Genomic DNA, 12,409 nt, shown 5'->3' with positions numbered 1-12,409 from the left:
TTCTCGGAAGACTTATGCGATGTCAAGGCGGCGCGCCCTCCTCCGGTTGCCTACCATCACCACATCCCTGACTCGATACTTCGGCGACGACGAAACCGGCAGCCGCTTGCCTTCAGCATCCTCGGTGGCACGCGACAACAGGCCTTTGGACGCCCAGCCGTAGATGGTGTTCGCGGGAATGCCGAGCAGCAGTGAGATGTCCTTGGCACCGAGCACGGAGTCGAGGGCCTCCACGATCGCGTCGGAAGGGATCTGGGTGGGGCACACCCACGCCTGCCCTACGGCGACCGCACGGCCGTCGAGGAACTCGCAGTGTGCGGGGTCTATGGCCATCAGGGCATCTCGGTAGGAGCGGGCGATGCGGCGTGCGCGCTCGAGAGTGGTGTCTTCCGGGAACGGCCAGGGGTCGGTATTCATGCCGCCACCAGAGGGTTGTTCAGCCGGGCGAACTGGTCTTGACTCCACACGTTGCGGCATGAGTGGCACTTCACCATGTCCGTCTTTACCGAAGCCTCGAGCATCGCCAGCCCGCATACGTGACAGGGCTCGCGCAGGAAGTTCACTCGTTGCGGAGTTATGCCCAGCACCAGCCCAGCCCGCCGGTGCAGGTCCGCCAGCCGCAGTACCGCGTCCACACCATCGAGGGATGCGGTGGTCGTGTCGTCCCCACCGTCCGGATGAGGCGACCACACCGTAACCAACTGCGGAGGAAGGTCTACGAGCGTTCCCAACCTGGTGCAGACCAGCGTCAACGCTCCGGAGTCGGGGATGGGTTCACCGCGGGTGAGCTGGAACGCCCACCGTAGTGCTTCGGTGTCGATGTCGGACAGGAGAGTGTCCGCGGCCAGGGAGATGGGCACTGGGAGTTCGCTGCTGCCCGAGACCTTCGGCGCGGAGACCTTGGAGTGGATCTCCGTCCGTGCGACTTCCAGCATCTGGTAGTCGTCGCCGAGTTCCCGGATGGCGTCGAAAGCGCGTTCCTCGCACGGCCGGCACAGGGAGTCGGGACGCTCTACTCCAGCTGCCAGCCATTCGTTCGCGGGAGTTCTTGTACGGGCTGCGCATCGACGGCCTTGGCGACACCTGTGCTGAAGATCCGGGTTGCCCATGGTTCACACGGTACGGATTTCGGCCGCCGATCTCGAGCCTGACACAGAGAGGGCCGCAACCATCCGGAAATCCCGGAGAGTTGCGGCCCAGTCGATCAGAACGGCCAGTCGCAGTCCTTGCCGCGTTCCAACAGCGGGATCATGTCGAACCCGCGGTCGGTGAGGTCGCCGAATCCGTGCCAGTTCACGCCGCCGCCGTGCCCGTGCTGGTATCCAGCGATGTTCCAGCTGTACACGTTGACATGCTTCGGGATGATCTGGTCGATCGGTCGCACCGTGGGCAGCCCGTAGCGGCTCCGCGTATACGGATCGATCGACGTGGTCTGCTCGTCAGTGACGATCACGACCCGATCGTGGCGGTCGAAGCGCTCCTGCAGCACGCCGAGAGTGTCGGTTCCGTTCTCCTGGTGGAACTTCTGCATCGTGCGCAGCACGGCATCGCCCTTGCTGAATCCGACGCGGTAGCTCTTGAACCCATACCCATACAGGTCGGCATGCTCGGCCCGCAGCGCCAGCGCCGCACCGAACAGGGCCGCCTTGTCCGAGAACGCGATGTCGCTCTTGCTCGCGTGGCCGCTGTAGTACGCGCCCGGGAACATCGACGGCGACTGATCCACGAGTACGAGCGTGCGGCCCGGCAGCGCAGGAACGTTGACCAGGCTGTGCTTGAGCGCGGTCTCGAGCGCGTGACCCCAGCGCAGCGAGCCGACGTTCTTGTGCGCGGCATAGAACCGGAACGGGAACTGCCGCGAGCGGGCCACCTGCTCCGGATTCGCAAGGCGCGCAGCAACCTTCGCGGCGACGTCATCGGAGACACCGGCCTGGTCGAAGTTGCGCAAATTCTTGAGGCACGCCATGTAGCCCATGGACGGGATGATGGACTCCCACAGTTCGCGGGTCCACGGACCATCCACGAGCGACGGCACGGCCTCCCACGTCATGCCCGCGGAGCGCAGGCGGTCCGTGAGCGATCCGTCCTTCGCCCATCCCTTGATCTGCTCAGGGGTGGACCGGACGAATTCGGCGTTCCCACGGAGCATGCCGAGCGTCTCCGGGATCTCGACGTCCGACACCTTCGACAGCGAGAGCAGATAGCGCAGCACCGGCGTGAGCTTCGGGTGCGTCGCGTGCACGACGGTTCCGAACCGGACCGCCTTGCCTGCGGTGTTGTACTTGATGACGTTGCGCTCGGTGTACAGGCGCGAAGCGGCGTCCGCGACACCACGCTTCACCGGCATCGGCAGGGCATTGCCGAAGTGGGTGCGCCAGTAGGCCAGGAACTCGCCGGGCTCGTCGGCGCGCTGCAGTACCGAGCTGATGAGCTTGCGTGAGCCGGGTTTGCCGGCATCCAGGAGTGCCTTTGTGGCCTCGGCGGCGAGGACGAGCGATGCAGACCGCATGTTCGCGCTGTCGCGAAGCCAGCCAGCGAATCGGATGGTCCAGTCGGGGTCTGCGACTGCGACAGCCCGGACCAGGTTGGCGAATCGGGTATCGCGGGTATCGGCGCTCTCGTAGAAGGTGCTCTCTCCCACCATGTTCGAGACTGCGAGCAAGAAGAGCTCAGACTTTTCGTCTCGGGCGAATCCCGGCCCACCCTCGAAGGTGGTGCCTGACGGCTGGGAGGCGGTGACGATCGGACCGTGCCCGATCGGATATGCAGTGCGCGTGTTGAACTTCGACATATCGTTCCCCTCTCGGCAGCGGGGAACTACGAACTGAGAATGTGTGCCCGAGAAGTGAATCGGCGAAGGTAACGTAGGCGCTCTACCGGTTGAGCTACGGAAGCGAGCTTCCGGTGGGGTTCGAACCCACAACCTCCCGCTTAACAGGCGAAGTAACCACCACCTCGGCAGCGGGCACACATTCTGAAGTTGTAGCCCCCGAGAAATGAAGGCGGCTCAACGTACGGATCGCATCCCAAATGTGAAGTAACGCCGAGCCTTCGGCAACGGAAGCAACGTCACTCTATCGGCTCATACTTCGGCAGGCCAAACCATTTGGTGCCGTGTCGATTACCGATCTTGATCGGTGCCCGCGAATGACGAAAGCCGGTCCCGGAAGGGGCGTTACCGCGGGTCGATGATGTTCTCGCCGCTCGCGAGGTGGATGACGACGACCGGGTCTTCGTCGAGGCGGGCGCGGACAGCGGCCAGCACGAGACCGTCATCGGCGACGTCGACGCGGTGGGTGTCGAGGCTGCTGGCGACGGTGACCGCGACAGCGTCGGCGGCCGCGTAGCCGGTCAGGCCGAACCATCCGGTGTCGCTGGTGGTGGTGCCGACTCGTTTCGTCTGCTTGGCGTTCAGCGGGTAGCCGCGCCGGGTGGTGGCGGCGCGAGTGGTGTGACGACAGGGCGACTCGCCGATGAGGCTGGGCGCCACCCACTGGCCGGTGCCATCGCGCTCGATGAACACGATGGCCCGCGCGTCCGGGGTGTCGACCAGCACCGCGACCGTGTCGCCGCGTTCGACGGCGGCGACCAGGCGGGCCGCCCTGTCGCGCCCGGAGACAGCGCCCAGGGCGACGTCGATGGCCGGGTGCGGCGAGGTTTCCATGTCAGGTCCGTTCGGGTGTGTCTTGTAGCCGAAGGCGAGGACATTGCGTCCCCGCCTTCGGGTTTCAGGAGCTAGTAGCCCATCCTCCGGGTCCACGCGATCGCTGCCCCGTCATCGCCTGGTGCGACCGACCGGGTGAAACGCAGCGGCGGAGCCCACCAGTGTCGGCGAATCCCGCGCCGGGGGCGGATGACACAACCCCACAACCACTCCCATCGCGTCACGGTACCGGTGCCTGGATCCTCGGGGTCACGCCGCTGGGGAGTGAGCACGCGGACCAGGTGATAGCGGGTCCAGAACAGGCGGTGCCGGGCCGACTGGATCGTGTGGTTCACGGGGTTGTCGCTCTCACTTGCAGCTGCCGGTGTTGAGGATGTCAGTGTACTTGTCCACCTCGGGGAAAGTGCCCCCGTAGGCCCCAACCCAGATGGTCGCGTGGCCACGGTAGGACGACATGGTTTTGCATTCCAGATCGCGGGCGGCGATGTTGAGGAACGGATCCGGCCGGGTGCTGTCGCCAGCGTTAGCGGTCGTCACCCATGTCGCGCCGTCGTAGTACTCGATGCGCAGGTCGATGTGGAAGCTGTCCGGCTTGGGCATGCAGGTCGCCTGTCCTCCGGTGATGACCGCGCCGGTCTGGATGTAGATTCCCTTGGCGAAGGTGAAGTTGCACGGGTTGTCGACCGGCTCGGCGGAGGCGTCGGCGGCCGGGAACGTGAGCGCCATCGTGGCCGCACTGGCGCAGGTGAGAGCGACGCGGGTAAGGGTGTGCCGCATGGGGTTTCCTTCTGTTGGCAGTGGTTTGTCGTGTGAGTCCGGTTCGGTCGTAACCGCCAAGTTCGCAACCGACCCGGTACCATCAGCATACCCCATCATGTGGCCACAGCGTGGCCTACATGACAAATGGAAATGAGATTGAATAGCCGTGTCCGACAATCCACTACCTGTCAGCAAGTTCCGTAAGTTCCGCGCCGATGACGAGCTGTGGAACGACTTCGCCGACGCGGTGCGCCATGCCCCCGACCCCGAAGCCGACATGTCCAAAGTCCTGCGCCAGTTCATCCGCTGGTACATCCGCCGGCCTGGCGCGCAGATACCGAAGCGGCCCGAGCCTGGAGAATGACCCATGGCGCAGTTTGCGGACGTCCGCACCGCGCAGCGTCACCGCCTAGACTGCGCCTTGGCAGCCTCACGGTTGTCGTGTGCCGCTGGGCGGCCGTAACCGCCAACTGTTCGCAGCCGCCCAGCGGACCCGGAAGCTACCGTCGTTCGCGCGCTGGACAGCGTTTATGGGACACAAACGACGAAAGCCGGTCTCGGAAGGGCTTCCGGGACCGGCTCTCGCCGCGAGGATTGACGAACCGCGAATCTACTTCATGACGGCCATGAGGGTACGCCGATCCGGCAGCAATCTCGAGCCGACATGCGGCCCGGACGCCATCCGTTACGTGTCAGCCACGTCACCGTCAGGAAGTGGCCGGTATCGCCTCGAATGGCACTACGGTAGAAAGCCCTTCCTCCACGATCGACACATTCCAGACGTGGCGTCCAGGCTCAAGTTGCATGGGCCCAATGTTGATCGTTGCCAGTGCCCGAAGAGCATTCTCATCACCCTGGAGGTGACCACGGAACTTGATCTCGCGTTTATCCGGGCCGGCCTTCACGACCTCCCCATCTGGGCCGAGGCACAACACATCCAAAGTCAGTGGTGCGGTCGGCGGTGACTCTTCGAAGTCGACGAAGATGATCAACGTCATGGGCGGTGTAGGTGTAGTGGTCTTATCCCACCCCATACCGAGGGCATGTACCTTGCCCGCCAAGTCAACCTGCGCCGCGTCCGCAATAAGAACAGTCAGTTTCATGCTCGAACGGGACCTTCGATCTCGAAGGAAGCAGTCCTCCGCACAGCAGTGAATGACCGTGGCGTCGAAGCTTCCAGGATCTCCGCCAACAGGCCAGGTCCATGGGGGGCTATTAGCTTGCCGAGGAGATCATCGGACTCGACCAACATGTACCCGGCAACCCCGGGGAAGAGCTGGACCATCCTGGCTGCCGGAGCGGGTTCTTCGAACGGTTCCACCTTGTAGGAAACCAGAGCGCCGATCGCATAGGCGTAGTTGCGGATCATCGACAGAGTTGGGTTCGAGTCGAGGCGTTCGAACCGGGAGATCGTGCTCTTGTCGACGCCGATCAGCTCTGCGATGTCCTTCTGATCAAGACCTGCTTCGTTTCGCGCGGCGATCAGATCGTCCTTCAGCCGGAACTCTGCGTTTGCCAGGGCTTTGGCCAACGCCTTGTCGGTCTTCTTGGAGCGATCACGACGAAGCTTGAACCTCATGACCCGACACCTTCTCTCGGTTGCACGTAATGCAACTGTATCAACGTTGTTGCAGCAAGCGGTATTTTTCGCCAACGCGTCTGCACCAGCTGATCAGCCGATCCATCGCTCTTGTGATGTGCTTGTCCTGCCGTGGTAGAAAGCCCCGCGGTTCGACGTTTGCTGGCTTCGTACCGACCAGGCACGCCACAAGAGATGGCTTGTCGACTGGTGCCTCACCCCAGTACAGGCGGATGTCGTTCTTCTCGGTCCGATCTTTGGTCTTGAACTCGGCAATCCACGGCTTGTTGAGGCGTGTCAGGCGAAGACCCATCGGCGCGTCATAGTCTTCTTCGCCGACCCCGCTTCCTTCGGCACGATCCATCAGCGCTTCGAAGTACCCCGCCGCAACTGGCTCCGAGTCGTCCAGCTCAGTGAACTCGACCTCGAACGTATCTAGCTTGACCCACGTGCAACCCCCGTTGGACGCCTTCGATCGGCTGTCCTTCGCCATCGAACTCCCGCTTCCACCGCCACCTGAACCAGACCCGCCATCTACAGCGAGCGCTCGGGAGTGATCATGCATCAGAAATCTCGGCAAGGAGCTATCTCCAGGCACACGACCGCACAGGATGTCCCAGATTTGGCACGAAATGACTCAGGGGCGGTTGCCGCACAGGGGATTCGGACAAGACGCCCACAGAGTCCGGCGGCTACGATCCGTGACGTGTCAGATGAACCCAAGCTGTGTGGCCGATGCGTAGAGGTCCTCCACCGTGAGCCGCCGAACCGGGTGGGTGCCGGCGGTCAGGCGTGCGAGCAGTGCATCGCCGAGATCAAGGCTCACAACGCGGCTCACTGGGGTGGCGAGTAGTCGTCCCGGCCTCCGTGGATGCCGCAACGGATCTCCTGGTGGCCGTCAGGCCATGTGAGCGTCCAGGTAGGGCCTGCCCAGTCCTCGCAGATCACGCACTACGAGTTCATTGGGTTCTGGACGCGGGAGACCGGGGCGTCCGGCTCGCCGTCGGTCACACCGGCACCCGCTGATCGTCCAGCGCCCACCCAGGCAATCCCGGCCCCTCATAGAACGCGCGCACCCACCGTTCCGACGGCGAGTACTGGTAGATGTTGCCGTAGGCGTCGCCGTCGTCCTTGTCGTGGGTCAGCCCGACCCACACGTCACCGAACCGCATGAACGTGTGACGAGGAGGAGCGAACATGCGCGCCAGATCGAAGGGGTGGAACGACGCGGCGCTCTCCGAGATGTTCACGAACTCCACACCGTCGGGCCCGAACCGGCCAGCGTCGTCCAACCGCCACCAGCGGCTCCGGGCAGGCAGCGGAGACCGCAACCCCAACAGCAGCCGTTTCAGACTCACCCGGGTAACGAACTCATCCGGGCACTCGTCGGCCGTCGCGTACGCCGTGACGCGATCCGCTGACGGCGACCGCGGCGGCACGAACGGTCCCGAAGCGAGGTAGACGACCCTGTCATCGATGCTCATGCTGTCCCTTCAGGCCAGAGCGGGTTGAACGGTATCGGCATCGCCTGTAACTCCGTGAAATGCGGGCAGGCCGCCATACGCAGCGGATGCCGGCGCTCCTCGCCATCGCGCTCGACCACACACCACACGCCATCCTCGGCGATTCGAGCGCTGACCACGTCACCCGGCTGGATATCGATGCCGGTAGTCGAGTGGGTGCAGCCGTAGCTGTCGGTGAACGCGACCTCGCCATCTCCGCTGATGGTCATAGAGGGCCGGTTGCTCATGGGTTTGGTCCTCCAGTATCGGTCAGCGCGTCCAGGGCGGCGATCATGTCGCTGATTGCGGCACGGGCGCGCGCTGCGGGGCTGAGTCCGGGCCGGTGCCGGTCGATCAATGGGTCTCCGGTCATGAACTCGTAGACGTCGTCGCCGAGCAGCTGGCGCATGCGGTGCTCGCGAGCGACCCGTTCGAGCCGAGCCGCTACCTGCCACTCCTCGCGCGCCCGCTGGAGGTCGGACAAGGTCCATCCATCGCTCATCTCAGCCACGGCCCAACGCCTTCCGATACCACTCGTCTTCGTAGGCGCAATCCGCGTCCAGCTCCTCCCGGGTGATCAGGCGGCGCTCGTACTCTGACTCACCCCGCTTGTAGAGCCGGTAAACAGGCCAATCCGGGTGCTGCTCGGCCTCGTCCCGGACTTCGCCGGGACTGCTTGTCTCCATCCACAACGCACCGTCGCTGTCCAGCATCTGCAGCCAGCGGGAACGCTCCCACTGAACAGTCACGTCGCTCATGGGTTTGATCCTCCCGCAATGCCATCGGGGTTCCAGGTGATTGTGACCTGCGCCGGGTCGATCGTGAACGGCAACGAGGGCGGAGGCTCGTAACCAGGCACCTGCAGTCCGTCGTACCGGCCGCCGATGATTTCGCCTCGCCGGATCGGGCCGGAGTGGTGGCCGGTCTCGTCGAAGAAGTGCCACTCGAACGGAACGGTGACGGTTGGCCATTCGCCGCCATCGCCCGTGTAGGAGTACTTGGTGCCGTCGACTTCGGGCGGCTCGCTCATGGGTTTGATCCTCCCCCATCGACAGCCCAGGAAGGATCGAAGTCGGGATGGTCGGACCAGATCGACGCCACGGCTTCCGTGATCTGCATCGATGCACCACTATCCACGTCAGCGATGTCCTCGCGGTTCAGCCGCATGATCTTCCGCAACGCCGCGTACTGCCGCAGCGCCCGATCCGGGTCGTGGCGGGCGATGTGCCGGGATTCGTCGGTGCTCCTGACGACGCAATCGGGAACGCCGTCGCGGACGCCAACGACCACGATGAACTCCTGGCCGTAATCCTCCGACCAGCCGTCTGGACGCCGCGGTCCTCGCCTGGCACCTGCGGCAATGTCCTCGTCCTCGCAGAGCCGGGCCTCGATGAACTCCTCGATGGTCACCACGGCCTCCACTCGTATTCGGTTCGTACCCACTGCATTTCGACCGGCCAGCCAGTCTTCTGCGACTCGCTGTACACTTCTTCCGAATCGTCTGTCTCCATCCACAGCTCGCCGTCGGGCTGGAGAATCCGATACCGGCAACCAGGCTCAAACCCATCGCTCATACTGCCGACCCATCGGGGTCGGTTTCGTCGCGGCCGTCGAAGGGGTTCCGGGTGTCTGGGCGTGTGGCCTCGTCTGAGGACCGGTCGGCCCACAGTGTGTAGTCGCGGCCCGTGTTGAACCCGCGCCGGAACGCTTCAGCCACGCCATCGACGCTGGCCAGCATCTTCTTCGTGGGCAGGAATTCCTGGACCGCCCACCGTAATACGCGGTGACGCTGTGACACGGTCAAGGAACGCAGCGCATCCCAGGTCATCTCCCGGGCTTCCAGCTCCGGATCTCTGCGGTTCACGACTTCCCTCCTCCATCGACAGTCCAGGAAGGATCGAAGTCAGGGTGGGTGCGCCAGATTTCGGCAATCACCCGGAGGCTGTCAGCGATGTCTGGTTCACGGCAGAAGCCCGGGCCATACTCGCCGTGGGGCATCCACGGCCCAGGATGGCCGCGGCACTCCTTCCGTGGCCGCGCTCGCTCGAACAACTCACGCAGCGCCGCGCACAGCCGCAATGTGTGTCCGGGGTCGTTGAGCGAGATGTGCCGGCCCGAGCCACCGACATCGATGGCGACTCGCGCGTAATGCTCGTCGAGCACGACGACCCGTTCATCGTCTTCGACGATGCTGTGCCAGTTCGGGGACAGGTGGGAGGCGGTGGAACCTGAGGCGGTGGCCGCGTCCGCCAGGGCGCTGATCCGGGCCTCGATGAACTCCTCCACGTTCAGTCGCGCCTGTCGTTGACCGCAGCCGTTCGGGCAACCTTCACCCCGGTACAGGGCCGAGCTGTGGAGATCGCACACCAAGCATGTCTCCTTGTTGGTCACAATGCTGGTCCTTCCTCGGCGGTCGCGGTCTGCCGCACGGTGATTCGGTCGCGGCCGACAAGCGCTTCGAGCCGGTCGCGTTCGACGATCACCTGCTCGCCGTCGAGATCGCCGGTCAGGTATTCGGGCCCGCGCCAAAGGTGGGGCTCCATCCCTTCCGGCGGCGACAGGAGGATGGCGTAGCGCGGGCCGGGTTTCGCCGCGCGTTCGCGAGCGCGGGCCTCCTGGCGTGCCTGCCACTCGCGTGCGTTCTGTTCCTCGCGTTCATCGCACAGGTCGAAGAATCCTTCGACGATGCCGTGGCCGACCCGCTCGAGGTCGCACGCGGACCCGTACTGGTCGTATTCGGCCGTCGTGGTCGAGTCGTGCCGCAGGCGCACAACGAGTTCGATGGCGTCCTCGACGCAGTCCATCTGCTGGAAGGTGAGGTGGCCATGGCGAGCAAACCACAGCAGATACGAGCCTTCGACAATGGTCATGCTGCTGATCCGCCCTCGGCGAGCTGGCGGCGCTCAGCGATCAGCGGGGCCAGTGCGTGCAGATACTCCCAGATGTAGACGCCGTACCAGCCTGCCGAGCAGTCGTAGCATTCGGCGGAGATGCGGCGGTTCGGAAGCCAGCCGCGGCGGATCTGCCGTAGCCAATACTCGCAGCGGGGCGAGAGCGTCGCAGGTGCTTCCTGCCAATATTCGTACCGGTCATCGACTCTCGGGGGCCTCGGCTTCTCCAGCTCGATCCACGGCCGGCCTTCGCCGCCAGTCTTTCCGACCCGCGTCATGCTGCTGGCCCTCCCTCGATGGTCACGCGCTCGCCTCCACTGCAATCTTGTTGGGCTCCAGACTGAAGAACACCACGGCCGCGCGGGCGGACGGTGCACCGGTTGCAGTGATCGCCTGCTCTAATACCCACAGGTACAGCTGCTCACGAGTGCGGCCATCGGCCGTTGTGGTGCCGGATACCGACGTCACATTGTTGCTGCCGTTCGGCCCCGTCCACTGAATCGTGATGATGTACAGCAGGCTCATGCTGCTGGTCCTTCCCGGTTGTCGTAGGTCGGGTCGTCGAGGTAGAAGAGGGCATTTCGCATGCCCGCGAATTCAGCGTTCGCATCCGTCATGCGTTGGACTTGGAAGTCGATGGGCAGCTGGGTCACATGGTTGCCCCAGATGCTCACCGAGAGGTTGAGACGGTCGATATTCACCAGATGGGCAAGAGCGTCGTAGTCGGCGTCGTCCATGATCAGGCGCACATCCACGTCGCGAAAATCCTTACGCGTGAGGCTCGATCCGACCTGGTAACACATCTCGCCCCGGAACATCTGACGCACACGGGCAGCCCAGTCGCACAAGAGCGCGTTTTGCTGCATCGTGAGGTAGTTGGTCCGGCTCATGCTGATCCTCCCTCGTTCTCATCGGCCATGGGGATGCCCTCCTAGTTGTCGAACCAGAACACGACACGCGTCGGGCCGTGTGTGGCCAGAATGGTGAGCTTGTCGAGATCGCTGAAGTAGTCGGTCCCCAGGAACTCTCGGTAGGTAGTCATCGTGCCGTCGCCAGGTTCGGCGGTGCGGCCTCCGTTGGTGCCGACGGTGACGCGCCGATCCTCGAACGATGCTTCGTAGTCGAAGGCGAGAAGTTCGTCCACGCCAACCCAGGATTCACTGTGGGCGTCGCAGTCCCAGCGTTCCAGTGCATCGCGAACCTCATCGGTGGCATCGTCTGGCACCCCACGTTCGGATGCGAGAGGCGGCGTGACCGAGTAGTTCCGAACGTCGCCGAGCCAACCAAACAGGTTGTAGCTGCGGTAGTCGAACACTTCGATGGATGGCTGCCACTTCCAGTTGCCCTCGGCGTCTTGTGCTTCCACGTACGCGTGAATGTCACATCCCATGGGTCATGCCTTCCGGTCGTGCTGCATGTAGTTCAGCAGGGTCTGCGTCAAGGTTTTGACCATCTCGTTGTGATCGATCGCCGTGCGCAACGCGGAGATATGCCGGTCTATCTGCTCCTCATGGAATTTCAGGTGCCGACCCATATCGGCGACTCGCGCACCACACATGTCGCAGACCGGGTTGAAGAACATCATTCGGTCACCTCCCGCCCTTCCTCGACGGTCCACACGGGTGTCGTCCACCGCGCCCACGCTTCGCGGATCTCGGCCGGCGGTTCACCAGCCAGACCGCAATCCACAGCCCCGAACCGCTCCCCGACGACGGGCGCGGCCGCGGGGATGAACAGCGTGAACTCGAGTTCCTTCCGAACCAGCTCCGGCGGATGAGTTTTCGTGTTGAACGGGTTGTCCCGCCAGGCGCGGGCACGGAACGCGGCTTCGGCGAACCATTCGACCCGCTTGCGCCAGCGGTAGGCACGCCACAGACGGAACGGGTTCACGCAGTCACCGCCCGCGGGTGCGGCCAGTTAGCGCTGGCCCGTCGCTCGGTCCCGAACCGGGCATCGCACGCCTCGCACGGGCATTCGCTGTAGCCGACGCTGGTACTGCCCTTCGCGCCGCAAG

General features: G+C 64.1%; 24 protein-coding genes. 1 reads left to right on the top strand and 23 read right to left on the bottom strand.

Features of this window, described 5'->3' with window-relative positions:
- Nucleotides 1-12: 12 nt before the first annotated feature.
- The 5 genes from ACQP1O_RS43085 to ACQP1O_RS43065 all read right to left on the bottom strand — a co-directional run bounded on the left by ACQP1O_RS43085 (nt 13) and on the right by ACQP1O_RS43065 (nt 4,441).
- Nucleotides 13-417 carry a hypothetical protein gene (locus tag ACQP1O_RS43085; RefSeq protein WP_433568034.1) on the bottom strand — a complete coding sequence of 135 codons (405 nt, stop codon included), beginning with the start codon at nt 415-417 and terminating at the stop codon, nt 13-15.
- A complete protein-coding gene (locus ACQP1O_RS43080; RefSeq protein ID WP_433568033.1) occupies nt 414-1,109 on the bottom strand; it encodes a hypothetical protein in 696 nt (231 codons plus the stop codon). Before ACQP1O_RS43080 ends, ACQP1O_RS43085 begins: the two co-directional genes overlap by 4 nt.
- Nucleotides 1,110-1,204: 95 nt before the next feature.
- On the bottom strand, nt 1,205-2,791 hold the full coding sequence (locus ACQP1O_RS43075) for a TROVE domain-containing protein (protein ID WP_433568141.1): 1,587 nt from the start codon (nt 2,789-2,791) through the stop codon (nt 1,205-1,207).
- Between the two features lie 384 nt (nt 2,792-3,175).
- Nucleotides 3,176-3,664, bottom strand: a complete 489-nt coding sequence (locus ACQP1O_RS43070) for a hypothetical protein (protein ID WP_433568140.1) — start codon at nt 3,662-3,664, stop codon at nt 3,176-3,178.
- 348 nt (nt 3,665-4,012) lie between these two features.
- Entirely contained in the window at nt 4,013-4,441 is a 429-nt protein-coding gene (locus tag ACQP1O_RS43065; protein ID WP_433568139.1) for a hypothetical protein, read from the bottom strand.
- A gap of 148 nt (nt 4,442-4,589) precedes the next feature.
- Between ACQP1O_RS43065 and ACQP1O_RS43060 the strand changes: the two genes are divergently transcribed.
- Nucleotides 4,590-4,787 (top strand): hypothetical protein, encoded by a 198-nt coding sequence (locus ACQP1O_RS43060; protein WP_433568138.1) that lies wholly within the window; start codon nt 4,590-4,592, stop codon nt 4,785-4,787.
- A 343-nt stretch (nt 4,788-5,130) separates the two neighbouring features.
- Here ACQP1O_RS43060 and ACQP1O_RS43055 read toward each other — a convergent pair whose 3' ends face one another.
- From ACQP1O_RS43055 to ACQP1O_RS42970, 18 genes are all read right to left on the bottom strand, one after another.
- Nucleotides 5,131-5,526: a hypothetical protein gene (locus tag ACQP1O_RS43055; protein WP_433568137.1), complete on the bottom strand. Its 396-nt coding sequence runs from the start codon at nt 5,524-5,526 to the stop codon at nt 5,131-5,133.
- Complete coding sequence (locus ACQP1O_RS43050; protein ID WP_433568136.1) at nt 5,523-6,002, bottom strand: helix-turn-helix domain-containing protein; 480 nt, start codon at nt 6,000-6,002, stop codon at nt 5,523-5,525. The genes ACQP1O_RS43055 and ACQP1O_RS43050 overlap by 4 nt, the downstream gene beginning before the upstream one ends.
- A 40-nt stretch (nt 6,003-6,042) precedes the next feature.
- The gene (locus ACQP1O_RS43045) at nt 6,043-6,495 is read right to left on the bottom strand and encodes a hypothetical protein (RefSeq protein ID WP_433568135.1); all 453 of its coding nucleotides are present in this window, start codon (nt 6,493-6,495) and stop codon (nt 6,043-6,045) included.
- 514 nt (nt 6,496-7,009) lie between these two features.
- Entirely contained in the window at nt 7,010-7,486 is a 477-nt protein-coding gene (locus tag ACQP1O_RS43040) for a hypothetical protein (protein WP_433568134.1), read from the bottom strand.
- Nucleotides 7,483-7,752 (bottom strand): hypothetical protein, encoded by a 270-nt coding sequence (locus ACQP1O_RS43035; protein ID WP_433568133.1) that lies wholly within the window; start codon nt 7,750-7,752, stop codon nt 7,483-7,485. The genes ACQP1O_RS43040 and ACQP1O_RS43035 overlap by 4 nt, the downstream gene beginning before the upstream one ends.
- Nucleotides 7,749-8,006: a hypothetical protein gene (locus tag ACQP1O_RS43030; protein ID WP_433568132.1), complete on the bottom strand. Its 258-nt coding sequence runs from the start codon at nt 8,004-8,006 to the stop codon at nt 7,749-7,751. The genes ACQP1O_RS43035 and ACQP1O_RS43030 overlap by 4 nt, the downstream gene beginning before the upstream one ends.
- 1 nt (nt 8,007) lies before the next feature.
- A complete protein-coding gene (locus ACQP1O_RS43025) occupies nt 8,008-8,262 on the bottom strand; it encodes a hypothetical protein (protein ID WP_433568131.1) in 255 nt (84 codons plus the stop codon).
- Nucleotides 8,259-8,534, bottom strand: a complete 276-nt coding sequence (locus ACQP1O_RS43020) for a hypothetical protein (protein ID WP_433568130.1) — start codon at nt 8,532-8,534, stop codon at nt 8,259-8,261. Before ACQP1O_RS43020 ends, ACQP1O_RS43025 begins: the two co-directional genes overlap by 4 nt.
- Nucleotides 8,531-8,914: a DUF6221 family protein gene (locus ACQP1O_RS43015; protein ID WP_433568129.1), complete on the bottom strand. Its 384-nt coding sequence runs from the start codon at nt 8,912-8,914 to the stop codon at nt 8,531-8,533. The genes ACQP1O_RS43020 and ACQP1O_RS43015 overlap by 4 nt, the downstream gene beginning before the upstream one ends.
- A gap of 160 nt (nt 8,915-9,074) precedes the next feature.
- The gene (locus ACQP1O_RS43010; protein WP_433568128.1) at nt 9,075-9,368 is read right to left on the bottom strand and encodes a hypothetical protein; all 294 of its coding nucleotides are present in this window, start codon (nt 9,366-9,368) and stop codon (nt 9,075-9,077) included.
- Nucleotides 9,365-9,895 (bottom strand): DUF6221 family protein, encoded by a 531-nt coding sequence (locus tag ACQP1O_RS43005; RefSeq protein ID WP_433568127.1) that lies wholly within the window; start codon nt 9,893-9,895, stop codon nt 9,365-9,367. The genes ACQP1O_RS43010 and ACQP1O_RS43005 overlap by 4 nt, the downstream gene beginning before the upstream one ends.
- Nucleotides 9,892-10,374, bottom strand: coding sequence for a hypothetical protein (locus tag ACQP1O_RS43000; protein ID WP_433568126.1), 483 nt, complete (start codon nt 10,372-10,374; stop codon nt 9,892-9,894). The genes ACQP1O_RS43005 and ACQP1O_RS43000 overlap by 4 nt, the downstream gene beginning before the upstream one ends.
- On the bottom strand, nt 10,371-10,673 hold the full coding sequence (locus ACQP1O_RS42995; protein WP_433568125.1) for a hypothetical protein: 303 nt from the start codon (nt 10,671-10,673) through the stop codon (nt 10,371-10,373). Before ACQP1O_RS42995 ends, ACQP1O_RS43000 begins: the two co-directional genes overlap by 4 nt.
- Nucleotides 10,674-10,695: 22 nt before the next feature.
- Nucleotides 10,696-10,920, bottom strand: coding sequence for a hypothetical protein (locus ACQP1O_RS42990; protein ID WP_433568124.1), 225 nt, complete (start codon nt 10,918-10,920; stop codon nt 10,696-10,698).
- A complete protein-coding gene (locus ACQP1O_RS42985; RefSeq protein ID WP_433568123.1) occupies nt 10,917-11,285 on the bottom strand; it encodes a hypothetical protein in 369 nt (122 codons plus the stop codon). Before ACQP1O_RS42985 ends, ACQP1O_RS42990 begins: the two co-directional genes overlap by 4 nt.
- A 41-nt stretch (nt 11,286-11,326) precedes the next feature.
- Nucleotides 11,327-11,761: a hypothetical protein gene (locus ACQP1O_RS42980; protein ID WP_433568122.1), complete on the bottom strand. Its 435-nt coding sequence runs from the start codon at nt 11,759-11,761 to the stop codon at nt 11,327-11,329.
- A gap of 27 nt (nt 11,762-11,788) precedes the next feature.
- Complete coding sequence (locus tag ACQP1O_RS42975) at nt 11,789-11,980, bottom strand: hypothetical protein (protein ID WP_433568121.1); 192 nt, start codon at nt 11,978-11,980, stop codon at nt 11,789-11,791.
- Nucleotides 11,977-12,285 carry a hypothetical protein gene (locus ACQP1O_RS42970; RefSeq protein ID WP_433568120.1) on the bottom strand — a complete coding sequence of 103 codons (309 nt, stop codon included), beginning with the start codon at nt 12,283-12,285 and terminating at the stop codon, nt 11,977-11,979. The genes ACQP1O_RS42975 and ACQP1O_RS42970 overlap by 4 nt, the downstream gene beginning before the upstream one ends.
- Nucleotides 12,286-12,409: the final 124 nt, after the last annotated feature.

It is taken from the genome of Nocardia sp. CA-151230 (genome assembly GCF_050942175.1).
Lineage (GTDB): Bacteria > Actinomycetota > Actinomycetes > Mycobacteriales > Mycobacteriaceae > Nocardia.
This window is presented reverse-complemented; position numbering and strand designations above follow the sequence as displayed.

Coding starts and splice junctions, on each gene's coding strand:
- ACQP1O_RS43085 (WP_433568034.1), bottom strand. CDS start 417: ATGAATACCGACCCCTGGCCGTTCCCGGAAGACACCACTCTCGAGCGC.
- ACQP1O_RS43080 (WP_433568033.1), bottom strand. CDS start 1,109: ATGGGCAACCCGGATCTTCAGCACAGGTGTCGCCAAGGCCGTCGATGC.
- ACQP1O_RS43075 (WP_433568141.1), bottom strand. CDS start 2,791: ATGTCGAAGTTCAACACGCGCACTGCATATCCGATCGGGCACGGTCCG.
- ACQP1O_RS43070 (WP_433568140.1), bottom strand. CDS start 3,664: ATGGAAACCTCGCCGCACCCGGCCATCGACGTCGCCCTGGGCGCTGTC.
- ACQP1O_RS43065 (WP_433568139.1), bottom strand. CDS start 4,441: ATGCGGCACACCCTTACCCGCGTCGCTCTCACCTGCGCCAGTGCGGCC.
- ACQP1O_RS43055 (WP_433568137.1), bottom strand. CDS start 5,526: ATGAAACTGACTGTTCTTATTGCGGACGCGGCGCAGGTTGACTTGGCG.
- ACQP1O_RS43050 (WP_433568136.1), bottom strand. CDS start 6,002: ATGAGGTTCAAGCTTCGTCGTGATCGCTCCAAGAAGACCGACAAGGCG.
- ACQP1O_RS43045 (WP_433568135.1), bottom strand. CDS start 6,495: ATGGCGAAGGACAGCCGATCGAAGGCGTCCAACGGGGGTTGCACGTGG.
- ACQP1O_RS43040 (WP_433568134.1), bottom strand. CDS start 7,486: ATGAGCATCGATGACAGGGTCGTCTACCTCGCTTCGGGACCGTTCGTG.
- ACQP1O_RS43035 (WP_433568133.1), bottom strand. CDS start 7,752: ATGAGCAACCGGCCCTCTATGACCATCAGCGGAGATGGCGAGGTCGCG.
- ACQP1O_RS43030 (WP_433568132.1), bottom strand. CDS start 8,006: ATGAGCGATGGATGGACCTTGTCCGACCTCCAGCGGGCGCGCGAGGAG.
- ACQP1O_RS43025 (WP_433568131.1), bottom strand. CDS start 8,262: ATGAGCGACGTGACTGTTCAGTGGGAGCGTTCCCGCTGGCTGCAGATG.
- ACQP1O_RS43020 (WP_433568130.1), bottom strand. CDS start 8,534: ATGAGCGAGCCGCCCGAAGTCGACGGCACCAAGTACTCCTACACGGGC.
- ACQP1O_RS43000 (WP_433568126.1), bottom strand. CDS start 10,374: ATGACCATTGTCGAAGGCTCGTATCTGCTGTGGTTTGCTCGCCATGGC.
- ACQP1O_RS42995 (WP_433568125.1), bottom strand. CDS start 10,673: ATGACGCGGGTCGGAAAGACTGGCGGCGAAGGCCGGCCGTGGATCGAG.
- ACQP1O_RS42990 (WP_433568124.1), bottom strand. CDS start 10,920: ATGAGCCTGCTGTACATCATCACGATTCAGTGGACGGGGCCGAACGGC.
- ACQP1O_RS42985 (WP_433568123.1), bottom strand. CDS start 11,285: ATGAGCCGGACCAACTACCTCACGATGCAGCAAAACGCGCTCTTGTGC.
- ACQP1O_RS42975 (WP_433568121.1), bottom strand. CDS start 11,980: ATGATGTTCTTCAACCCGGTCTGCGACATGTGTGGTGCGCGAGTCGCC.